This is a genomic window from uncultured Streptococcus sp., from assembly GCF_963456385.1.
GTDB lineage: Bacteria > Bacillota > Bacilli > Lactobacillales > Streptococcaceae > Streptococcus.
On record NZ_CAUOLF010000009.1, the window covers coordinates 52,168 to 73,675 of the forward strand.

21 protein-coding genes and 1 other annotated feature are annotated in these 21,508 nt (G+C 37.3%); of the genes, 20 read left to right on the top strand and 1 reads right to left on the bottom strand.

Features of this window, described 5'->3' with window-relative positions; genetic code table 11:
• The first annotated feature begins 126 nt into the window (after nucleotides 1-126).
• The 11 genes from cps2T (at nucleotide 127) to RP262_RS05155 (ending at nucleotide 14,388) form a co-directional block, all read left to right on the top strand.
• On the top strand, nucleotides 127-1,275 hold the full coding sequence (gene cps2T, locus RP262_RS05105; RefSeq protein ID WP_311154494.1) for a beta 1-4 rhamnosyltransferase Cps2T: 1,149 nt from the start codon (nucleotides 127-129) through the stop codon (nucleotides 1,273-1,275).
• Nucleotides 1,272-2,207, top strand: a complete 936-nt coding sequence (locus RP262_RS05110) for a glycosyltransferase family 2 protein (RefSeq protein ID WP_311154495.1) — start codon at nucleotides 1,272-1,274, stop codon at nucleotides 2,205-2,207. Before cps2T ends, RP262_RS05110 begins: the two co-directional genes overlap by 4 nt.
• Nucleotides 2,208-2,212: 5 nt before the next feature.
• Nucleotides 2,213-3,019 (top strand): ABC transporter permease, encoded by an 807-nt coding sequence (locus RP262_RS05115; RefSeq protein ID WP_125340912.1) that lies wholly within the window; start codon nucleotides 2,213-2,215, stop codon nucleotides 3,017-3,019.
• Nucleotides 3,019-4,236, top strand: a complete 1,218-nt coding sequence (locus tag RP262_RS05120) for an ABC transporter ATP-binding protein (RefSeq protein ID WP_311154496.1) — start codon at nucleotides 3,019-3,021, stop codon at nucleotides 4,234-4,236. The genes RP262_RS05115 and RP262_RS05120 overlap by 1 nt, the downstream gene beginning before the upstream one ends.
• A 20-nt stretch (nucleotides 4,237-4,256) precedes the next feature.
• Nucleotides 4,257-5,987, top strand: coding sequence for a glycosyltransferase family 4 protein (locus RP262_RS05125; RefSeq protein ID WP_311154497.1), 1,731 nt, complete (start codon nucleotides 4,257-4,259; stop codon nucleotides 5,985-5,987).
• Nucleotides 5,984-7,744 (top strand): rhamnan synthesis F family protein, encoded by a 1,761-nt coding sequence (locus tag RP262_RS05130; protein ID WP_311154498.1) that lies wholly within the window; start codon nucleotides 5,984-5,986, stop codon nucleotides 7,742-7,744. Before RP262_RS05125 ends, RP262_RS05130 begins: the two co-directional genes overlap by 4 nt.
• A 6-nt stretch (nucleotides 7,745-7,750) precedes the next feature.
• Complete coding sequence (locus RP262_RS05135; protein ID WP_311154499.1) at nucleotides 7,751-9,409, top strand: sulfatase-like hydrolase/transferase; 1,659 nt, start codon at nucleotides 7,751-7,753, stop codon at nucleotides 9,407-9,409.
• A 50-nt stretch (nucleotides 9,410-9,459) separates the two neighbouring features.
• Nucleotides 9,460-10,383 (top strand): glycosyltransferase family 2 protein, encoded by a 924-nt coding sequence (locus tag RP262_RS05140; RefSeq protein WP_125340907.1) that lies wholly within the window; start codon nucleotides 9,460-9,462, stop codon nucleotides 10,381-10,383.
• Complete coding sequence (locus RP262_RS05145; RefSeq protein WP_311154500.1) at nucleotides 10,376-12,352, top strand: hypothetical protein; 1,977 nt, start codon at nucleotides 10,376-10,378, stop codon at nucleotides 12,350-12,352. The genes RP262_RS05140 and RP262_RS05145 overlap by 8 nt, the downstream gene beginning before the upstream one ends.
• Before the next feature lie 27 nt (nucleotides 12,353-12,379).
• Nucleotides 12,380-13,792, top strand: a complete 1,413-nt coding sequence (locus RP262_RS05150) for a DUF2142 domain-containing protein (protein WP_311154501.1) — start codon at nucleotides 12,380-12,382, stop codon at nucleotides 13,790-13,792.
• Between the two features lie 107 nt (nucleotides 13,793-13,899).
• A complete protein-coding gene (locus RP262_RS05155; RefSeq protein WP_125342312.1) occupies nucleotides 13,900-14,388 on the top strand; it encodes an EbsA family protein in 489 nt (162 codons plus the stop codon).
• Here RP262_RS05155 and RP262_RS05160 read toward each other — a convergent pair.
• Nucleotides 14,385-14,582: a ferredoxin gene (locus tag RP262_RS05160; RefSeq protein WP_311154502.1), complete on the bottom strand. Its 198-nt coding sequence runs from the start codon at nucleotides 14,580-14,582 to the stop codon at nucleotides 14,385-14,387. The genes RP262_RS05155 and RP262_RS05160 overlap by 4 nt on opposite strands.
• Before the next feature lie 45 nt (nucleotides 14,583-14,627).
• On the opposite strand from RP262_RS05160, the gene RP262_RS05165 reads away from it, so the two are divergent.
• From RP262_RS05165 to RP262_RS05205, 9 genes are all read left to right on the top strand, one after another.
• Nucleotides 14,628-15,065, top strand: a complete 438-nt coding sequence (locus RP262_RS05165) for an SAG1386/EF1546 family surface-associated protein (protein WP_002895035.1) — start codon at nucleotides 14,628-14,630, stop codon at nucleotides 15,063-15,065.
• 9 nt (nucleotides 15,066-15,074) lie between these two features.
• Nucleotides 15,075-15,752, top strand: coding sequence for a (d)CMP kinase (cmk, locus tag RP262_RS05170; protein ID WP_311154503.1), 678 nt, complete (start codon nucleotides 15,075-15,077; stop codon nucleotides 15,750-15,752).
• A gap of 26 nt (nucleotides 15,753-15,778) precedes the next feature.
• Nucleotides 15,779-15,909 (top strand) — a sequence feature (ribosomal protein L20 leader region).
• 16 nt (nucleotides 15,910-15,925) lie between these two features.
• Nucleotides 15,926-16,456 (top strand): translation initiation factor IF-3, encoded by a 531-nt coding sequence (gene infC / locus RP262_RS05175; protein ID WP_002895037.1) that lies wholly within the window; start codon nucleotides 15,926-15,928, stop codon nucleotides 16,454-16,456.
• A 33-nt stretch (nucleotides 16,457-16,489) separates the two neighbouring features.
• On the top strand, nucleotides 16,490-16,690 hold the full coding sequence (gene rpmI, locus RP262_RS05180) for a 50S ribosomal protein L35 (RefSeq protein ID WP_002895038.1): 201 nt from the start codon (nucleotides 16,490-16,492) through the stop codon (nucleotides 16,688-16,690).
• A 44-nt stretch (nucleotides 16,691-16,734) separates the two neighbouring features.
• Nucleotides 16,735-17,094 (top strand): 50S ribosomal protein L20, encoded by a 360-nt coding sequence (rplT, locus tag RP262_RS05185; protein ID WP_000124830.1) that lies wholly within the window; start codon nucleotides 16,735-16,737, stop codon nucleotides 17,092-17,094.
• 214 nt (nucleotides 17,095-17,308) lie between these two features.
• Nucleotides 17,309-17,776 carry a cytidine/deoxycytidylate deaminase family protein gene (locus RP262_RS05190; RefSeq protein ID WP_311154504.1) on the top strand — a complete coding sequence of 156 codons (468 nt, stop codon included), beginning with the start codon at nucleotides 17,309-17,311 and terminating at the stop codon, nucleotides 17,774-17,776.
• Nucleotides 17,777-17,810: 34 nt separating this feature from the next.
• Entirely contained in the window at nucleotides 17,811-18,425 is a 615-nt protein-coding gene (locus tag RP262_RS05195; protein WP_009659261.1) for a tetratricopeptide repeat protein, read from the top strand.
• Nucleotides 18,426-18,769: 344 nt separating this feature from the next.
• Nucleotides 18,770-19,960: a methionine adenosyltransferase gene (gene metK / locus RP262_RS05200; protein WP_311154505.1), complete on the top strand. Its 1,191-nt coding sequence runs from the start codon at nucleotides 18,770-18,772 to the stop codon at nucleotides 19,958-19,960.
• Between the two features lie 269 nt (nucleotides 19,961-20,229).
• Entirely contained in the window at nucleotides 20,230-21,489 is a 1,260-nt protein-coding gene (locus RP262_RS05205; RefSeq protein ID WP_311154506.1) for a UDP-N-acetylglucosamine 1-carboxyvinyltransferase, read from the top strand.
• The last annotated feature ends 19 nt before the right edge of the window (nucleotides 21,490-21,508 follow it).

Here is a 21,508-nt window from a genome sequence, read left to right on the forward strand (position 1 = left end):
TTAAAAACAAAGTGACTTTCATATTTTTTTGTAAGGGTAATAATGGATTTTTTGCTTCTGGTTATACAAACACACTAGAAAGTGGTATAATAGAATGGATTGTAAAATCTTGAATTGAGGGAAATCATGAAACATGTCTTCATCATCGGGAGTCGGGGACTTCCTGCCAAATATGGAGGATTTGAAACCTTTGTTGAGAAATTGACAGAGCATCAAATCTCTTCTCAAATACAGTATCATGTGGCTTGCCTATCAGATGATGAAGCTTTTCATCATTTTGACTACAAGGGGGTAGACTGTTTTACAGTCAAGCCACCTAAGCTTGGCCCGGCCCGCGTAATTGCCTATGATATGATGGCCGTTTCCTATGCCCTCAAGTTTGCTAAGAAAGAGCAGATTGAGCAGCCAATTTTTTACATTCTTGGAAATACGATTGGTGCTTTTATCTTTCCCTTTGCTCGTCGTATCCATCAGGCAGGCGGTAAATTCTTTATCAATCCTGATGGGTTGGAATGGAAGCGGGCCAAGTGGTCTAAGCCAGTTCAAGCCTATCTCAAGTATTCTGAAAAGGTCATGACCAAGCATGCAGACTTGGTTATTGCGGATAATCAAGGCATCGAAAGCTATATTCAAAAAGCTTATCCTTGGTCTAAAACGACCTGTATCGCTTATGGAACCGACCTTTATCTGTCCAATCTGACGGAAAACGAAGGCAAGGTCAGGGTCTTCTTTGAAAAGTGGGCTAGTAAGGAAAAAGCTTATTACCTCATTGTCGGACGCTTCGTTCCGGAAAACAACTATGAAACCATCATTCAAGAATTTATGAAATCCAAAACCCAACGTGACTTGCTGATTATCTGCAATCATGAGGGCAATCCCTATTTTGAAGAACTCAAGCAGAAAACGGGCTTTGACCGTGATTCTCGCATTAAGTTTGTCGGTACGGTCTACGATCAAAATCTGCTCAAATATATCCGTAATCATGCTTTTGCATACATACATGGCCATGAGGTTGGCGGGACCAATCCGGGACTCTTGGAAGCACTGGCTCAGACAGATGCCAATCTGGTGCTGGATGTGGACTTTAACCGTAAGGTAGCAAAAGAAACGGCTCTCTACTGGCAAAAAGAAGCTGGCCAGCTGGCCCAGCTAATTGACCGAGTAGATGCGCAAACAGAGTTTACGGAGCTAGGTCAAGCAGCCAAAGAAAATATGAAAGAAAACTACACCTGGGAAAAAATTGTGGGTGAATACGAGGATTTATTTTTATCATGAAAGTGACCATTCTTCTGTCCACCTATAATGGGGAGCAGTTTCTGGCCGAGCAGATTAAGAGTATCCAAGAGCAGACATATAGGGATTGGCAGCTGCTGATTCGTGATGATGGCTCTACAGATGGGACGCGGGCTGTCATTGAGGACTTTTGTCACAAGGATGACCGCATTGCATTTATCAATCGGAAAAATCCGCAAAATCTGGGTGTCATTCAGAGTTTTCATAGCCTGCTTAAATACCAAGATTCGGATTTCTATCTCTTTAGCGACCAAGACGACGTTTGGCTGCCAGACAAGATTGCCATGCAATTAGCTGAGGCAGACAAGTATGATAGCAGTCTGCCCTTGCTGGTTTATACTGACTTGAAGGTCGTGGATCAAGAGCTGCAGGTTGTTCATGAAAGTATGATTCGCACTCAGTCAGATCACGCTAATACAGAACTAGTCCAAGAGTTGACGGAGAATACGGTGACGGGTGGCGTTTCTATGATTAATCGCGCCTTGGCCCAACTTTGGACTGGGAAGGAAGAGCATGAACTGCTCATGCACGATTGGTATCTGGGCTTGCTGACTGCGGCTTTTGGCAATCTAGTCTATATTGACAAGCCGGGTGAGCTCTATCGTCAGCATTCGAATAATGTGCTGGGAGCTCGAACGCTCAGAAAACGAGTAAAAAACTGGGTGCGTCCCCATGTTCTTTTTACCAAATATTGGAAATTGATAAAAGATAGTCAGATCCAGGCTAGAAATTTGCTAGTCCTGCCGCTGACTGCTGAAAATAGAGAGTTAATTGAGAACTTTGTGACCATTATGGAGGTGCCTTTTAAGGAGCGCTGGCGCAGGATTCGCCGATATGGTTACCGTAAAAACCGCACTTTTCATACGCTTGTTTTTACGAGCCTCATTCTCACAAAGTTTGCTTATAAGGAGTAATATTCATGGATTTTTTTAATAGAAAAAACAGGATTCTCTTACGAGAGATGATTAAAACTGATTTTAAATTACGTTATCAAGGAAGCTTTATTGGACATCTATGGTCAATTTTAAAACCTTTGTTGCTATTTTCGATTATGTATCTTGTTTTCGTTCGATTTTTGAGATTTGATGATGGAACACCACATTATGCAGTGTCTCTCCTTTTAGGAATGGTAACTTGGAATTTCTTTACAGAGGCAACTAATATGGGAATGATGTCAATTGTCTCGCGAGGTGATTTATTACGAAAGCTAAATTTTTCAAAGTCAATTATTATTTTTTCATCTATTGCAGGTGCAGCGATTAACTATGCTATTAATTTATTGGTAGTTGCTGTTTTTGCTTTGATTAATGGTGTTCCTTTGACACTAGGATGGCTAATTATCCTGCCTCTGTTTGTTGAGTTGGTTTTAGTTTCTACAGGATTTGCTTTTATTCTAGCAACTTTTTTTGTCAAATATCGTGACATTGGACCAATTTGGGAAGTAGTATTGCAGGCTGGCTTATATGCAACGCCAATTATTTACTCGCTTACGTTCATTATTCAACGAGGCCAAGTAACTATTGCTAAAATTATGATGCTTAATCCTCTTGCTCAAATTATTCAGGATTTACGTCATTTTGTTGTTTTTTCAGGAAGTATGCGTGGATGGGATTTGATCGGGAATCGTTTTATTTCTATCATTCCCTATATTTTGCCAATTTTCATTTTCTTGATTGGTTACTATATTTTTAATAAAAATGCTAAGAGATTTGCGGAGATTTTATAATGTCAAATAATATTGCAGTAAAAGTCGACCATGTAAGTAAATTCTTTCGATTGCCTACTGAGGCTACTCAGAGTTTGAGAACCAGTTTGGTCAATCGTTTTAAGGGGATCAAAGGCTACAAAGAACAGCATGTTTTGAAAGATATTTCCTTTGAAGTTGAAAAAGGTGACTTCTACGGGATTGTCGGCCGCAATGGCTCTGGTAAGTCCACCCTCCTGAAAATAATCTCTGAGATTTATATTCCGGAGAAGGGCAAGGTAACTATTGACGGTAAGTTGGTTTCCTTTATTGAGCTAGGTGTCGGTTTCAATCCAGAACTAACTGGCCGCGAAAATGTCTATATGAACGGTGCCATGCTGGGATTCTCAACAGAAGAAGTAGACGCCATGTATGATGATATCGTAGAGTTTGCTGAGCTGAGTGAGTTTATGAACCAAAAGCTCAAGAACTACTCCAGCGGTATGCAAGTGCGTCTGGCCTTTTCTGTGGCCATCAAGGCTCAGGGGGATATTCTGATTTTGGACGAGGTCTTGGCTGTCGGGGACGAAGCCTTTCAGCGTAAGTGTAATGACTACTTCAAAGATCGTAAGGAGTCAGGTAAGACGACCATTCTGGTGACCCATGATATGGGAGCTGTTAAAAAGTATTGTAATAAGGCTGTCTTGATTGAAAATGGCTTGGTCAAGGCTATCGGCAATCCAGATGATGTGGCCAACCAGTACAGTTTTGATAATGCTGCTATTCAACCAATTAAAGAGTCTCAGGAATCTGAAAAATTAAGGGAACAAAGGCTTTTGGTTGAAGATTTTGAAGTGAAGCTATTATCAAAAGCGCAAGTTACTCCAGAACAAGAACTTGAATTTGAGTTTACATTTAAACAATTAGAAGATATTGAATCTCATATTGCTATGTCTTTTGTGGATATTAATACCAATTATGGCTATTACAATGACAATTCGATGAACCTAAAAACGCAAGGTATTGGAAAGAAAAAAATAATATATAAATGTAAACTTCCCTTTCTTAATCAAGCTCGGCTTAGATTAGAAGCAACTATTCGTGATTCAGAGAAACGTGTTCTAGCTTTTGCATCATCAGCAAAAGCACCGATTGTATTTATCGAAAGAAAAGATATTCCTGACAACGATAAATCTGCACTTGATTCTGCGACGGGGCTATTGGTTAGAAATGGCAATTGGCATGAATTAAATGAGTAAAGGTCTTTAAAGGTTGAGATATGGGCAAAAATATTTTATTTGTTTCACCAACAGGAACTTTGGATAACGGTGCTGAGAGATCTATTACAAATTTGATGGTTTATCTAGCACAGTTAGATTACAATATTTTTAATGTTTATCCTGAAAATGGACATCCTACACATAGAGCGTATCGAGATAAATTACAGGATGCAGGTGTTAAATTATTTCCACTTACGACTGTAAAATGGTGGTGGGAAGAAGCGCCAGGGAATCTTCTTTTGTCGAAAGAAGAAAGAGTTCTGTTTTACCAAAAGAATATTCAAGATATAAGGGATATTATTTCAAAAAATAAAATTGAACTGGTTATTTCTAATACTGCGAATGTATTTCAGGGTGCTTTGGCAGCGGCTTGTGAATCAGTTCCACATTTTTGGCTTATTCACGAATTTCCCGAAAGAGAGTTTGCCTATTATGTAGACAAGTTCGATTTTATGCTTGATAATTCAGAAGAGGTTTTTGCTGTCCAAGGCAATTTGAAAAAGTCGTTGGAAAAAATTGGAAATCGAAATCTTAAGTTGCAATCGTTTATTCCTTTTACAGAAATCTCTAATGAATCACTTGGTAAAGGAGAACAAATAAGAATAGTTTCCGTTGGTTTAATTAATGAAAATAAAAATCAGATGGAGCTGTTGCAAGCCTATCTTAAGCTAGGAAGATTTGATATCCCCTTAATTTTTATAGGAGATTGGGAAGAAGAGATTAAGCAGGAATGTGACGAATTTATAGAGAAACATTCATTGACTCAGGTAAGGTTTTTAGGATATCGGAATCTTCCATGGAAAGAAATCACATCTTCGGATATCTGTGTTTTCAATTCTAAATCAGAATCGTTCTCCTTGGTTTTCATTGAGGCAATTCTAAAAGGAGTTCCTACAATTGTTTCTGATAATTTAGGATATTCTACAGTTCGTAATATTTTTAATACAGGATTTGTATATCCTCTAGGCAATATAGAATCTCTTACAGAAACTTTAGAAAATGTGATTGAAAATTTCCAAATTTATAAATGTGCTTCATTGGAGACCAGTCAAGTAGCTAAGCAACTTTACACCATTGAAAATTGTTATAAAGCCCTTTTAAGTAGAATTGAAAAATCTTTTTCTCCTGTAAAGAATAGCTTGCAAGCAATTGAATTGCTACTGGGAAATACTTTGCCAAACCATAGTGTATTTGATATTAAGAAACAATTTGTAACATTCTTTTACTCAAAATTAGGAGAAAATTTTTCAGAAGAAAACAGTTTGAGATTTCCATTGGAATATTCTGATGAAATTTACGTTAAACTTCCTTCTGATGTTATGAGGTTGAGGGTCGATTTATCTGAGATTCCCAGTTATTATAAAAATGTAAAACTGCAGACCTATAAAAAACATGAGGAGATTCCCATTGATTTTACAAATGGAATAGCTTTAGCAGATAGTTTACTTTTCGGTAAAAATGATCCTCAAATTCATTATAATTTAGAGAGTATTTCTGAAACGAAATTTACCTTTTTTTATGAGATGAAAGATATTTTTGAACCAATGAGGGAAGGATCACTTTTAACTGAATTATCAGAACTTCATTTAGACAATTTATCTTTGCAAGAAAGAATAATTCAATTAGAAGAGCAATACCAGGCATTAAACCAGCAATATCATGCTATAATCGGAAGCAGGCGTTGGCAGCTTTCGACTAAAATTATAAACTTCTTTAGGAGAAAGAAATGAAACGATTATTAATTTATGTTCATTTTAATAAATATGATCATATCAGCCGCCATGTTCATTATCAACTTGAGCATATGAGACCTTTATTTGAAAAATTAATATTTATTTCAAATAGTCAACTTAGTGAATCTGAAGTTGATAAACTTCGTGAAAAAGGGTTGATTGATGTCTTCCTTCAACGGGAAAATACTGGTTATGATTTTGGTGCTTGGCATGATGGAATGGAGTTGGTTGGTTTTGAATCACTGAAAGAGTATGATTCGGTGACTGTCATGAATGATACTTGTTTTGGACCACTTTGGGATATGGAGCCAATTTATCAAAAATATGAATCAGATTCTGATATTGATTTTTGGGGAATGACGAATCATCAAGAAGTTAAGCAACGAAATTTGTTTATTAACGAGCATCTTCAATCATATTTTATTTCTTTCAAGAAAAATCTAGTTCAATCAGAAATTTTTCAAATTTTTTGGAAATCTGTTGAAAATTATACAGATGTACAAAATGTTATTGACAATTATGAAACACAATATACGAAAAAATTTACTGATGCAGGATTCCAATATCAAGCTATTTTAAATACTCTTCCACTAAAGGAAGATTTTTTCCATAGTAATTTTACTATTCATTATCCACATATTCTTTTGGAATATAAGGTTCCTTTTATTAAAATTAAAACTTTTGATTTAAGTCAACATTTATCTCCATATTTACTGAAAGAGATTGAAGAGGTGTCTGACTATCCGGTAGAATTTATCTTATCTCATATGTCAGATGTCAGTCAACCAACACCGCCGTATCTGATTGATAGAAAGATCCTTCAAAATAAAAAAGATGCATATTCAAACAAGAAGAAAGTAGCAGTACATCTTCATACTTTTTATGTAGACCTCTTAGAAGAGTTTTTGGATGGATTCCAATATTTTAATTTTGATTATGACCTATTTTTAACAACTGATTCGGAAAATAAAAAATCAGAAATTGAAATTATTTTAGCAAAACGGCATCAAAAAGCGAATATTTATTTAACAGGAAATCGTGGACGAGACATTATTCCTATGTTGAAGCTAAAGGAAGAGCTATCGTCTTATGATTACATTGGACACTTCCATACCAAAAAGTCTCCAGAATATCCATATTGGGTTGGTGATTCCTGGAGAAATGAACTTTTTGATATGCTGATAAAACCTGCCAATTCGATTCTCGTTAATTTAGAAAATAATGAACGATTGGGACTTGTGATTGCAGATATACCAACCTTTTTCCGCTATACAAAGATTGTGGATCCTTTAAATGAAAATAAATTTGCGGACGATATGAATATCCTTTGGGAAAGAATGAATATCGATCGAGCTATAGATTTTAATAGTTTGAACACTTTTATTATGAGTTATGGTACATTTATATGGTTCAAATATGATGCACTAAAGCCTCTGTTTGACATAAAACTTAAAGATGAGGATATTCCGAAAGAGCCACTTCCGCAGCATACAATATTACACTCTATTGAGCGCATTTTAGTTTATCTAGCTTGGTCGCAGCGATTTGATTATGCTATTTCTCGAAATGAAATATATATCACACCTTTTGTTGATAATAATGTTTTAAATATTCGTCCGGACACCTTACCAAATACCTATGTAAACTTTGATAATATAGGAGGTTTGAAAGGTGCGGCTAAATATATTTTCCTTGGTCCAGCAAGTGCAATTAAATATATTGTTAAGAGGATAATTAGAAAGATTAGGAATTAGATTAAAATGTTTGGAAAAAGAAAGCGTAAAATAGATTATAGTTCTTTTTATGTTAAATACAAAGATTATCAATTTACGGTGCTTAAATATCTATTCTCTATTGTAATTAGCTTTCTAACGTTGAAGACAACAGGGAATTTACTATATGTCATTATTCCTTTACTAGAGTTGATTATTATTTTTCTTGTTTCAAATTTTATCATTAAAAAAAATCAAATTATTGGTTGCTTTATTAATAATTTGTTTATTCTCTTTTATAACGTCGAGATATTAGTTCTTTTTTTTGGAAATAGCTTTGTAACTCTTATTATGTTAAATAATCTAAGCTCCTGGGAGGCTCTTAAAGGAAGAATTTTTATTTTTGGTTTAGGTATTGTTTTATTATTAACCTTTAGTTTCCTACCGACTAAGTATGTTGAAACACAGAATAAGATTACCTACTACCTTTATAAATATAATGTTGTTTCTCTGTTTCTTTTGAGTGCTGCACTCACTCTAAACTTATCTTTGGGAGGATTCTTTGGTTTTAAGTATTCTCCAGGTAAGTCGGTCTATGATTTAGCAGTTGCTGAGTATGATTATATTCAGCTGATTCAAAAAGCGGAAAGAGAGTCTACAGAGAAGAAAAAACTTTTCTACAAAGAGGAAGTTGGAGACTTTATCAAAAAACCGAAAAATATACCAGAGAAACCTAATGTGATTCTTATTTTTACAGAGGGAATGTCTCAGCATATTATTGATGATGAGAGAAATATCACTCCTAATATTAAAGAATTACAATCAAAATCTTTGAATTTTTCAAATTATTATAATCATACCTTTGCAACTTATAGAGGGATAATTGGTCAACTGTATTCAGGTTATCAGTTAGATAACTCTGATCAGAACCATCTGATTTCTCTGCAGAGTATTTTGAAGAAAGAAGGTTATCATACTTCTTTTATTAATACAGAAGCTCATAATGAAGAATTCACTTCTTATTTAAATCATTTAGGTTTTGATTCTGTTCTAGATGCACAGCCTTCTAAGGGGGAGGAAAGTACATTCGATAAGGATGCCTATAAAGAACTTAATAAATTGATAACTAATCAGCCTGATGGTCAGCCTTTCTTTATCTCAATGTATACTTTTGGTACACATATTGGCATGAATTCATTTGATAGAAAATACTCAGATGGAAATGACCGTTTGTTAAACCGTTTTTATGATTTAGATATACAATTTGGGAAATTCATCGAAAAATTTAACAATAGTAAATATTCGGAAAATACAATTTTAGTCTTCACAACCGACCATGCAACTTATGTCGATGATGAATACAGGAAGTCATTTCCTAATCAGTCTAGAGGAATGGGCAATCTTGACAAAGTACCTTTTTTCATCTATTATAAAGGAGTCGATCCTCAAATACTAGATGCTCAGGGGCAAAATTCTGTTAACCTTACTCCAACTATTTTAGATTATTTAGATATTTCTAGGGAAAATTATTTCTTAGGTAATTCATTATTTGCTAATAAGGAGTACAGGACAGTTTTTAGCAGCTTATTTGTTTCAGAATTAACTTATGCAAATACATCTGATGCTGTAGTTCGATACTTATCTAAACACGAAGAAGAAAAGATGGAGACGTATATTGTGGATTATTATTCCTCAGCAAGATGGTAAGACTGTTGTAACAATAGTGTTTTTTATAAAACAAGGAGATAGAATATAAAATGAAAGAAAAAATTGCGGTATTGCTTCCAGCATATAATGAAGAAATAACTATTCAAAAGGTTATAAGGGATTTTCAGACAGTTCTACCTCAAGCAGACATTTATGTTTATGATAACAATTCAAAGGATAGAACTAATGAACTGGCTAGAGAAGCTGGAGTTTTTGTAAAATTTGAGCCTAGGCAAGGCAAAGGGAATGTAGTCCGTTCTATGTTCAGAGAAATTGATGCTGATTATTATATTATGGCTGATGCAGATGATACCTATCCAGCAGCTGAAGTTGAAAAATTGCTAGCTCCTTTGCGTTCAGGAATGGCTGATATGACCATTGGAGATCGTCTTTCAAACGGAACCTATTCCCAAGAAAATAAACGTGGTTTCCATGATTTTGGTAATAATTTAGTCAAGTACTTGATTAACTCTCTATATAAGGGAAGCTACAATGATATTATGACTGGCTACCGTGGCTTTAACCGACTTTTTGTTAAGACATTTCCTGTCTTGTCTCCAGGATTTGAAATTGAAACAGAGCTTTCTATTCATGCTATGGATAAGCGTTTCAAACTAGTAGAAGTACCAATCACTTACAAGGATCGTCCTGAGGGAAGTGAGTCTAAACTCAGCACGTTTTCTGATGGTTTTAAGGTTCTTAAAATGATTTTTAGTCTATTTAAAGACTATAAGCCATTGGTATTCTTTTCTATTTTAGCTTTTTTCTTATTTTTGGTAGGACTTATTATTGGATTACCGGTTATTGCAGAGTTTGCTAATACAGGCCTGATTGACAAATTGCCATCAGCAGTTTTAGCGACAGGATTTATGATTTTAGCAGGTTTGTTTTTTATTGCTGGTATCATTTTAGATACAGTAGTTCGACAAAACCGAATGCAGTATGAACTCGAGGTTTATCAATACTATGATTAATGCTTTTAATAAGGCTATAAAATACAGATATGCTTTAGCTCTGGTAGTCTTTATTCTTGGCTTAGCACTGAATCTTAATGGTAGTTCCATAGCGAGCTGGAATAGAATGGGGGTGACTGAGCTTCAGAATGGAGTTCAGTCAAAATCAAGAATTGAAGGAGATGGTAGCCAATGGTTATCACCTTTTTCAAATACAGATGGTGTTATTTTTGGCATTCCAAGAGGAATTAGATCTGATGAATGGATGGTTCAAACTTCATTTTTTATCTCTCAGGTTAATTCTGGCAATCAACTTGTCAATGAGAATTATGGTTTGTCTGGTCAGAATATGATTGTAGCTTATCATTCACCAGTCAATCATATTTCTATTTTGGGTAAACCGTTTAACTGGGGAGCTTTATTCCTCAGTCCTTCTCGTGCTCTATCTTGGTATTGGTGTTTTAAGATTATTACTCTTATTCTTTTGTCTTTTGAGTTTATTATGATTTTGACAAAGGGAAATAAGGTGTTGTCTTTTATAGCGGCTTTCTTTATCACTTATACACCAGTCGTACAGTGGTGGTTCATGCAGCATTTGGGAGATGTAGTCTGGTTTACTTTACTAGCTTTGGTTTCTATTTATTATTATTTTAGTTCTGAAAAATTAATTGCTAAGATCAGTTTTGCAACACTTCTATCCAGTAGTCTGATCGGCTTTGTTTTAGTTATTTATCCCGCATTTCAAGTTGTTTTTGCCTATATTATTTTGATATATTTTCTCGTGAAGTTTTTTACAGCTTTGAGAAAAAAGCAACTGTCCAGAAATGATTGGATTATTATGTTTACAACGCTTTGTGTCACTGCTGTGATTCTGGGAGTTAGTATTTATCAAAGTTTAGATGCTATTATTGCATCATTAGAAACAGTCTATCCAGGCAGTCGAGTTTCTACAGGTGGAGGAATTCCTCTCATATTTCTAGTCACTATATTTTTAAATCTTTTTCTGCCTTATAAGCTTCCTACTATATTAAATCAAGTAGAATTAGCCTCTTCTCTTAATTTTCTTCCTTTTATGCTCTTGGCTTTGCCTTTTATCATATCTAAGAAGCAGATTAAGGAAAATCTATTTGGAATTCTATTGTCTTTGTACAGTGTATTTCTCATGCTGTATATATTCGTTGGTGTCCCAGAATGGTTAGCAAAAATTACTTTATTCAGTTATGTGACATCAGGAAGAGCCTGGCAGGCTTTGGCTGTTATAGCAGTATTTATTAGTTTTTGGTTTATTGACTTTGTTTGGAAAATGGAATGCAAGAAGCTTTTTAAAGTTCTTCTGCCTATAAGTATACTTAGTTTTATTCTCTTTGCCTATTTGATATCTTACAATCAAGTTTATAAGGATTATATCTCAAGAAGCTATATATTACTGTCAGCTTTTCTGCTTTTCTTAACATTTTTGCTAGGAATTTTAAAATATAAGAAACTATTTACTCTATCTATGTTAATTTTATCTTTATTAACTGGTTTTACAGTGAATCCAATTGTTAGAGGAACAGCAGTTGTTGAGAATAAAAAGCTTGGAATAGCAATTAAAGACATGGTTAAAAGAAATCCACAATCTATTTGGTTGACAGACAACAACATGCTTTATAATTATCCACAAATGTTTGGAGCAAAAATGATTAATGGTGTCCGATTTTATCCGGATATAGAAGAAATGAAGAAGATAGATATCAATGGTAAATATGTTAATGAGTGGAATCGTTATGCTCATATTAAGCCAATTTTAGTTGCTGATAGAGTAAGTATGTCTAACAGTAGTCCAGATGTTTTAGATATGCAAGTCAACACTGTAATTTTAAAAGAATTACATGTTAATTATGTTATTTCAAGTCGAGATTTAGAGACCAAGTTTGGGAAAGAATTCCAACTCCTATATGGTCCAGATAAAGACGGAAATAGAATTTATCAATTTAATGCGGAGTATTAATAATAAATATATTAGGAGAGTACATAAATGGAGAGAATTGAAAAATTATTAGGAATAAAAGATAAAACATATGCTCGCCATGTTTTTATAGCACTTTGTATTAGTTTTCTTGTCGCCTTAGGTGCAGTACTATATAGAAATCCCGGTTCTTGGATGGATGAACAATCTCATTATTATAGAGCGATTCAAATTAGTAATGGAGATGTTTACAAAAATGATAATGGGAATATGGCTTTATTTGGAGGAATGGTATCAGAAACCCAGCAATCTTTTATGGATTATTTTATAAAAAATGGGCCTAACCATACATTTGGTCTATATCCTTTATCAAATGTTGGTAAATTTCAGTATTCTGAAAAAAACAGATTTCAAGCAGCTACCAATGCCGTTCCTTATCATCCTCTTGTTTACTTTCCCTATGTCTTGATTGTCTTATTGAATAAAATTTTGCATTTAACTCCAGCAACTGAATTTATTTTTATGAGATTATCCGGATTGGCCTTTGCCTTTTTCATTTTAATATTGTCCATTCGAATAATGCCATTTAGTAAGTGGACAATTGCTGCGCTAAGTCTTCATCCTACAATCTTATTAACAAACAGCGCTATTTCAGCTGATGTTTTTACAAATGTTTCTATCATTTTTTTTGTAGCTTGTTTAACTAAAGTTACCTATAAAGTAGCAAAGTTAAAAAGTTTTCAAAAGTTAGATGCAATACAACTAGGAATATCGATTATCTTAGTTTCTCTAGCTAAAGTACCAGCTTTCTTAATTATAATATCTGTTTTCCCGATGCTCTATTTTGCAAATAAAGAAAAGCTAACTAGTAGATTTATAAATATTTTTCTGCTATTTACTTTATTCTTCTCAATACTTTGTTCATTACTATTGATTGTATTGATAAAGGATGTAAATACAGGTGCTTATTTTGGGAGAAATGTAAATACCTTTAAGCAGTTATCTCATATTTTTTCAAATATTTTTAAATTTATAAGCATGTATCTTCGAGAGATTTTCTCTTATGATTATACAGTGATTCAGCTAGGGTATGCAGAGGAAGTGACTTATCAAAAGCCTCCTATCCTAGTTTCCATACTGTATTATGTTGCCTATGGACTCAGTTGGCTTTATCAAGAAAAAGAATATAGAGTGACTAAAATAGATATTAAAAAATTCAATTTAATTCAAATAGGCAAAATATTCTCTTTCTTTGCGATTATTTTATCCACCTTCCTTATTTTATATCTTCAATTTTCTCTCGTTGGTTCTGATATAATTGAAGGAGTTCAACAAAGGTATTTTATCGCCTATAGCTTGCTATTACTGACATTTATACCCAATATAGCAAAACTTAAACGAACATTTCTCAATGGTATAGTAGTTGTGACGTACTTTCCTTTGGTTACTTATATAATTTACTTCTTTACTCAAATTTTCTAAATAATATTTCTAAACTTAAAGTTCATAAATAAAAAAATAGAATAGGTAAGTCTACCTGTTCTATTTTTTCTTAATTTATGCTAAACTAGTAGTATGGGGGTGTGAGCATGATAAAGATTTTCGGTAAGGTTCGCTATCACTGGCAGCCAGATGTAGCTATCCTGATAATATATTGGTCTTTATCGGTCATTCCGATTTTTGTTGGCCTGGCTTTGATGTATGAAAGCTCACGAGTGCCGACTCTTGTTCTGTTTTCTTTCTTCTTGTTCATGGTTTTGTTGGGAATGGGAGTTCATCGTTATTTTACCATTTATGACGATGGAACCTTGAGAATTATCACAGCCAATCCCTTTACTCCGATAAAGGTCAAGATTTCAGATATTGAAAAAGTCGAAGTGACTAAGACGTCTATTACCTTATATTTTAAAGGGCAGAGCCGCAGCCGGAGTTTTTGTATGCGCAAGTGGCCTAAGAAATATTTTGTCAATGCCCTGGCCCTTAATGAGTATTTTAAGGGTGAGGTAGAATTAGTAGATAATTTTACCCATATTGACTATTTTGAAGCTTACTATGGCAGTCAGTCCAAAAAATCCTAGTCTTTCAAAAGAGCTCGGGTTGGGCAGTTTTTGATGGCTTCCACGACATCGGGAACCTCAGTGATTTCCTTTTCTAGGAGCTGGTCGTCCTGGTAAAATTTGACGATGCCATTGTCATGATAGTCAAAAAGGTCTGAGTAGGTTTGACAAAGCCCACAGGCAATGCACCGTTCGGGAATGAGTGTTACTTTCATACCCATATTGTAATAAGATTTTAAGAAAAACTCAAGGAGGAAGTCATGGAAAAAGAACCATGGGAAGAAGATGTATACGATAACGGAGAAGATAAGCTGAAACGAACCAAGAAATTTAGCGCCTTGAATGCAGACCGTTTGTTGACCATATTAACCATTATTTTCTGTATTTTAGTGGTTGCGGTGGTGTGCTTCCTGACCTATCTGTCTACTGGAGGAAGTAATAGACAGACCCAAATGGAAGGTTTCTACGGCACTTCAGCAGCAAGTTCTAGCAGTGAAGCGTCTTCTACAGCAGAGCAGACGGCGGCAAATACCACAGAATCATCTGAAGGAACTCTGACTGTCCAGCCTGGTGAAGGTGAGGCAGCCATTGCGGCGCGTGCAGGTATTTCTATTGCCAAGCTTGAACAGCTTAACCCTTCTCATATGTCCACTGGTTCTTGGTATGCCAATCCAGGTGACGTTGTGAAGATTGAGTAGGAGCCAGCTATGAAACAGATTCAAATTGCGATTGACGGTCCTGCTTCCAGTGGAAAATCGACTGTTGCCAAGATTATTGCCAAGGACTTTGGCTATACTTATTTAGATACAGGAGCCATGTACCGGGCTGCAACCTATCTGGCTCTGCGGCATCATCTGACAGAAGCAGATGCCACTGAAATTGTAGACTTGCTCAATAATCATTCGGTCAGTTTTGGTCGAGCAGAAGATGGTGAGCAGCTAGTCTTTGTCGGTGATGTGGATGTGACTCACCCGATTCGGGAAAATGAAGTTACCAATAATGTTTCCTGGGTATCTGCCATTCCTCAAGTCCGTGAGAAACTGGTGGCCTTGCAGCAGCAAATTGCAGCTCAGGGAGGGATTGTCATGGATGGCCGTGATATTGGAACAGTTGTCTTGCCTCAGGCTGAGCTCAAGATTTATTTGGTAGCCTCGGTTGAGGAAAGAGCTGAGCGCCGCTACAAGGAAAATCTATCTAAAGGTATTCCTGCTGACTTGGAGAAACTGAAAGAAGAAATTGCCGAGCGGGATTATAAGGACAGTCACCGCAAGGTTTCGCCACTGAAACCGGCAGAAGATGCCATTCATTTTGATACCACGGGTGTTGGCATTTTTGAAGTTGTTGCATTTATCGAAGAAAAAGCGAAAAAAATCATTGACAAATAAAATGAAACTTGGTATGATAGTAGAGTTGAGAAAAGCAGAAGTGAGAGCTTCTCGCCTTGCGACTAACGTTGTCTGGCTCTACAGGATTCAGTTTCAGTAATGAAATACTATCGTGTAGTGCGGGTTTGCGTTAGCAGGTCCGCACTTGTTTTTCTCTAAAAATAAAAAAAGAGGTGAAAACCATAGCAAAACAAGACTTATTCATCAATGATGAAATTCGTGTGCGTGAAGTTCGCTTGATCGGTCTTGACGGCGAACAATTAGGTATTAAACCGCTGAGCGAAGCGCAGTCTCTTGCGGATGAAGCAAATGTCGATTTGGTCCTGATTCAGCCACAAGCTAAACCACCTGTTGCAAAAATTATGGACTACGGTAAGTTCAAATTTGAGTACCAGAAAAAACAAAAAGAACAACGCAAGAAACAAAGTGTTGTTACTGTGAAGGAAGTCCGTCTCAGTCCAACCATCGACAAGGGAGATTTTGACACTAAACTTCGCAACGCACGCAAGTTCCTTGAAAAAGGAAATAAAATTAAGGTATCTATCCGCTTCAAAGGCCGGATGATTACCCACAAAGAAATCGGGGCTAAAGTTTTAGCAGATTTTGCTGAAGCGACTCAAGATGTTGCTATCATTGAGCAAAAGCCTAAGATGGATGGACGTCAGATGTTCATGCAGATGGCGCCAATTCCTGACAAAAAATAGATTGTCAGAAAGATAGAAAAAGGAGAAATCATTATGCCAAAACAAAAAACACACCGCGCATCAGCTAAACGTTTCAAACGTACAGGTTCTGGTGGCTTGAAACGTTTCCGTGCTTACACTTCTCACCGTTTCCACGGAAAGACTAAGAAACAACGCCGTCATCTTCGTAAAGCAGGAATGGTGCATGCAGGAGATTTCAAGCGTATCAAAGCAATGCTTACAGGTCTGAAATAAGAGCTACTGTAACGATTATCTAGGAAATATTGGAGGAAATATAAATGGCACGTGTTAAAGGTGGCGTTGTATCACGCAAACGCCGTAAACGTATTTTAAAATTAGCTAAAGGTTACTATGGAGCAAAACATATCTTGTTCCGTACTGCAAAAGAGCAAGTAATGAACTCTTACTACTATGCATACCGTGACCGCCGTCAGAAAAAACGTGACTTCCGCAAACTTTGGATCACTCGTATCAACGCGGCAGCTCGATTGAACGGCCTTTCATACTCACAATTGATGCATGGTTTGAAATTGGCTGAGATTGAAGTTAACCGTAAAATGTTGGCTGACTTGGCTGTTAACGATGCAGCAGCTTTCACAGCTCTTGCAGACGCAGCTAAAGCTAAGCTTGGTAAATAATTACAATAAGAACTGAGGATTTCCTTGGTTCTTTTTCGATAATTCTTAATGAAAAGTATGAGGAGGGAAATAGTCTGCCATGCCACTTATATTATAGATAAAGGCATGTTGCTGATAAGATAGCTTTCATGATAAAGCTAGTTAAAAATAGGAATTTACGATATAATAGAAAAAAATACTTATGTGAATAAAAAATCAGTAGAATGGAGAAATTATGTCAGAGAATCGTTTGGCTTGGGATCAGTATTTTGCGGCTCAGGCTCTCTTAATCGCTAATCGCTCAACCTGCAAGCGAGCCAAAGTTGGCGCTGTCTTGGTCAAGGATAATAAGGTTATTTCAACTGGTTACAATGGCTCTGTTTCGGGGACTGAGCACTGTATTGACCATGAGTGTTTGGTTATTGACGGCCACTGCGTACGGACCTTGCACGCTGAGGTCAATGCTATCTTGCAGGGAGCCGAGCGGGGAGTTCCTAGGGGATTTACGGCTTATGTGACCCATTTTCCCTGCCTCAACTGTACCAAGCAACTGCTTCAGGTCGGCTGCAAGCGCGTGGTCTACATCAACCAATATCGGATAGATGACTATGCTCAATATCTCTACAAGGAAAAAGAGGTGGAATTAGTTCATCTGCCGCTGGATGATGTCAAGAAGGCTATCGCTCAAACGGATTTGGTTTAGTGGGAGAAGTTCTGGAGGTAAAAGGAGAAGGCAGATGAATGAGAGATTGGCAGCCGCTTGGCAGCATTTCTTTGAAGGACGGTTAAATAAGGCCGAAGAACTAGAGCGGCAGCTTGAAAAAGATTCCTTTAGCCGCTGGAATTTGCGAGCTTATCTTGCTGTAGAAAGGCAAGATTATCAGAATGCTTTTGCAAATTTGGAGCTTTATCTGATTCAGGCTCAGAATGATAGTGATATTGAAAATGAGCATATCGCTTATCATCAGCTAGGCTATGTTGCTAGAGCTGCGGGAGATTTTTATCAAGCTTTAGAGTGGATAGAAAAAGAAGCTGCTTTCCTAGCGATGTATTTCCCAGATGACCATTATCGTCAATCAGTAAATCTCTATGAGTTAGGCTACCTAAATCTTAAATTAGGCCGATTGACTCAAGCTCAGGAGTTTATGCGAAAGTCGCATATCTATGCTAAGGAGTCAGATGATGTGGTAAACCATGCATGTATTTGCCGAGGATTGGGTGAAATTGCTCAAGCTTTGGGAAATCTCAAAGAAGCAAGAACCAACTTTGCGGCTGCTATCAGACTTTTTGACCAAGCTGGTGATGCTATCGGTAAGGCGGAAGTTGAAGAGTTGTTAGCAAGCTGCCCTTAGTTTATCATTGCAATAAAGCTATAGTTTCTGATTATAGCTTTTTCTATTTAAAAAATTCTGAATTTTTTAGCGAAAAGTGGTATAATGAAGAAGTTATATAGTCCCGATAAGGTGGTAGGAAACTTCTATCAGTACTTTGTAACTCGCAAACAATGACGGCTCCAAAAGTCGCACGTCATTCTACGGTTGCCGCTATTCTGCGGTCAACCTATGCGTCTTACTAGCTTCAGAAATAAAAAGGTATTGTTTTTATTTCTTTCGCGTCGTAACTCGCAGGTGACATGTTTTTAAAGAGTTTTTGAGTTTGTTTACTTGTTTAATATTTTTTAAGGGGGGACATTTCTATGTCAGAACGTAAACTTTTCACGTCTGAGTCTGTATCGGAGGGGCATCCTGATAAGATTGCAGACCAAATTTCCGATGCTATTTTGGATGCTGTTTTGAGTCAGGATCCAGACGCCCATGTGGCTGCTGAAACAGCTGTTTATACGGGCTCGGTTCATGTTTTTGGTGAGATTTCGACCACAGCTTATGTGGATATCAATCGTGTGGTTCGTGATACCATTGCAGAAATTGGCTACACCAATACAGAGTATGGCTTTTCAGCAGAGACGGTCGGTGTTCATCCATCTTTGGTGGAGCAGTCGCCAGATATTGCTCAGGGTGTCAATGAAGCTCTGGAAGTTCGTGGGAATGCGGATCAAGATCCATTGGACTTAATCGGTGCTGGCGACCAAGGGCTTATGTTTGGCTTTGCTGTGGATGAAACGCCAGAGCTCATGCCGCTGCCTATCTCGCTCAGTCACAAGCTAGTCCGTCGATTGGCGGAATTGCGCAAATCAGGAGAGATTGCCTATCTGCGTCCAGATGCTAAGTCTCAGGTGACCGTTGAGTATGATGAAAATAACCAGCCTGTACGCGTGGATACGGTGGTTATTTCGACCCAGCATGATCCAGAAGCGACGAATGAAGAGATTCATCGTGATGTGATTGAAAAGGTGATTAAAGCAGTTATCCCAGCTCAGTATCTGGATGATAAGACAAAATTCTTCATCAATCCAACCGGCCGTTTTGTAATTGGTGGTCCGCAAGGGGATTCTGGCTTGACTGGACGTAAGATTATTGTGGATACTTACGGTGGTTATGCTCGTCACGGCGGCGGCGCCTTCTCTGGTAAGGATGCAACCAAGGTTGACCGCTCAGCTTCATACGCAGCTCGCTACATCGCTAAAAACATCGTGGCTGCTGGGTTGGCTAAGAAAGCAGAAGTGCAGCTAGCCTATGCTATTGGTGTGGCTCAGCCGGTTTCTGTTCGAATTGATACTTTTGGAACTGGTACTGTTGCAGAAAGCAAATTGCAGGAAGCTGTTCGTCAGATTTTTGATCTGCGTCCAGCCGGTATCATTCAAATGCTGGATCTGAAACGTCCGATCTATCGTCAGACGGCAGCTTATGGCCACATGGGTAGGACAGACATTGACCTACCTTGGGAAAAGTTGGATAAGGTAGAGGCTTTGAAAGCAGCAGTCCAGTAAGATGACAGTTCTCAATCGTAATGATTGGGAACTTTTCTATTTTTTTAAAGAAAAAGTCATTTCTATACAGGCAACTTTTAAAAGTCAAGCAGTCTAGACTTGCGATTCTCTCATTTTTTGCAATACTATTTTTTCTGAAAAATTATTGAAAAAGCTATTTTCCCTGTTTCATTTTAATTTCAATTGTCTTATTTATCTAAAAGTATAGGAAATTTCCCGAATCTGTGGTATAATAAATGGCAATACCTTGAAAGAGCTTTAATTTAAACATGAAAAAAATTGTAATACATGGTGGTCGCCCCTTAAAAGGAGAGGTGACTATTAATGGTGCTAAAAACAGTGTCGTTGCCTTGATTCCGGCTGTGATTCTGGCAGATGATATTGTAACGTTGGATGGCGTTCCGGATATTTCGGACGTGGATAGCCTGATTGATATTATGATTGCCATGGGAGCTAGTGTTACTCGCTCTGAGGACAGTCTGACAATTGATCCGCGTGGTATCCGAAACGTCCCTATGCCTTATGGGAAGATTAACAGTCTAAGAGCTTCCTATTATTTCTATGGCAGCTTGCTTGGCCGCTATGGTGAAGCGACGGTAGGCCTGCCTGGTGGTTGTGACTTGGGTCCACGTCCTATTGACTTGCACCTCAAGGCTTTTGAAGCCATGGGGGCTAAGATGACCATGGACGGCAACTACATGAACCTATCCACAGGAGGTCAGCAGCTGAAAGGCGCTAGCATTTATATGGATACGGTCAGCGTGGGTGCTACCATCAACACGATGTTGGCTGCTGTCAAGGCCAAAGGTCGGACTATTATTGAAAATGCAGCGAGAGAGCCAGAAATCATCGATGTGGCAACTCTCTTGAACAATATGGGAGCGCACATCCGCGGAGCAGGAACTGATATTATTACCATTGAGGGGGTTCCACACCTTCATGGAACGCGTCATCAAGTAATTCCTGACCGTATCGAGGCAGGAACTTATATCGCTCTTGCTGCAGCTATTGGTCAGGGAATTCAGATTAATAATGTCCTTTATGAGCATTTGGAGAGTTTTATTGCCAAGCTTGAGGAAATGGGTGTGCGGATGACGGTTTCTGAAGACAGCATTTTTGTCGAAGAGCAGCAAACTCTGAGAGCTATAAACATTAAGACTTCTCCTTATCCAGGCTTTGCAACTGACCTACAACAGCCTATTACCCCGCTCTTGCTGACGGCTAATGGCCATGGTAAGATTACGGATACCATCTATGAGAAGCGGGTTAACCATGTGGCAGAGCTGGCTAAGATGGCAGGCAAGATTTCGACCAGCAGTGATCAGATTGTCTATGAGGGACCAAATCAACTGCAGGGAGCTCAGGTCAAGGCGACTGATTTGCGAGCAGGAGCTGCTTTGGTTATTGCAGGTTTGATGGCTCAAGGAAAGACAGAAATTACTAATATCGAGTTTATCCTGCGTGGTTATTCTAATATTATTGAAAAATTAACAAGTCTGGGTGCAGATATCAAGTTGATAGAAGAATAAGCGTTTTTCGCTTATTTTT

Excerpts from the sequence above, each read along its gene's own strand:
- cps2T (WP_311154494.1), top strand. The coding sequence starts at position 127 with ATGAAACATGTCTTCATCATCGGGAGTCGGGGACTTCCTGCCAAATAT.
- RP262_RS05110 (WP_311154495.1), top strand. The coding sequence starts at position 1,272 with ATGAAAGTGACCATTCTTCTGTCCACCTATAATGGGGAGCAGTTTCTG.
- RP262_RS05115 (WP_125340912.1), top strand. The coding sequence starts at position 2,213 with ATGGATTTTTTTAATAGAAAAAACAGGATTCTCTTACGAGAGATGATT.
- RP262_RS05120 (WP_311154496.1), top strand. The coding sequence starts at position 3,019 with ATGTCAAATAATATTGCAGTAAAAGTCGACCATGTAAGTAAATTCTTT.
- RP262_RS05125 (WP_311154497.1), top strand. The coding sequence starts at position 4,257 with ATGGGCAAAAATATTTTATTTGTTTCACCAACAGGAACTTTGGATAAC.
- RP262_RS05130 (WP_311154498.1), top strand. The coding sequence starts at position 5,984 with ATGAAACGATTATTAATTTATGTTCATTTTAATAAATATGATCATATC.
- RP262_RS05135 (WP_311154499.1), top strand. The coding sequence starts at position 7,751 with ATGTTTGGAAAAAGAAAGCGTAAAATAGATTATAGTTCTTTTTATGTT.
- RP262_RS05140 (WP_125340907.1), top strand. The coding sequence starts at position 9,460 with ATGAAAGAAAAAATTGCGGTATTGCTTCCAGCATATAATGAAGAAATA.
- RP262_RS05145 (WP_311154500.1), top strand. The coding sequence starts at position 10,376 with ATGATTAATGCTTTTAATAAGGCTATAAAATACAGATATGCTTTAGCT.
- RP262_RS05150 (WP_311154501.1), top strand. The coding sequence starts at position 12,380 with ATGGAGAGAATTGAAAAATTATTAGGAATAAAAGATAAAACATATGCT.
- RP262_RS05155 (WP_125342312.1), top strand. The coding sequence starts at position 13,900 with ATGATAAAGATTTTCGGTAAGGTTCGCTATCACTGGCAGCCAGATGTA.
- RP262_RS05160 (WP_311154502.1), bottom strand. The coding sequence starts at position 14,582 with ATGAAAGTAACACTCATTCCCGAACGGTGCATTGCCTGTGGGCTTTGT.
- RP262_RS05165 (WP_002895035.1), top strand. The coding sequence starts at position 14,628 with ATGGAAAAAGAACCATGGGAAGAAGATGTATACGATAACGGAGAAGAT.
- cmk (WP_311154503.1), top strand. The coding sequence starts at position 15,075 with ATGAAACAGATTCAAATTGCGATTGACGGTCCTGCTTCCAGTGGAAAA.
- rpmI (WP_002895038.1), top strand. The coding sequence starts at position 16,490 with ATGCCAAAACAAAAAACACACCGCGCATCAGCTAAACGTTTCAAACGT.
- rplT (WP_000124830.1), top strand. The coding sequence starts at position 16,735 with ATGGCACGTGTTAAAGGTGGCGTTGTATCACGCAAACGCCGTAAACGT.
- RP262_RS05190 (WP_311154504.1), top strand. The coding sequence starts at position 17,309 with ATGTCAGAGAATCGTTTGGCTTGGGATCAGTATTTTGCGGCTCAGGCT.
- RP262_RS05195 (WP_009659261.1), top strand. The coding sequence starts at position 17,811 with ATGAATGAGAGATTGGCAGCCGCTTGGCAGCATTTCTTTGAAGGACGG.
- metK (WP_311154505.1), top strand. The coding sequence starts at position 18,770 with ATGTCAGAACGTAAACTTTTCACGTCTGAGTCTGTATCGGAGGGGCAT.
- RP262_RS05205 (WP_311154506.1), top strand. The coding sequence starts at position 20,230 with ATGAAAAAAATTGTAATACATGGTGGTCGCCCCTTAAAAGGAGAGGTG.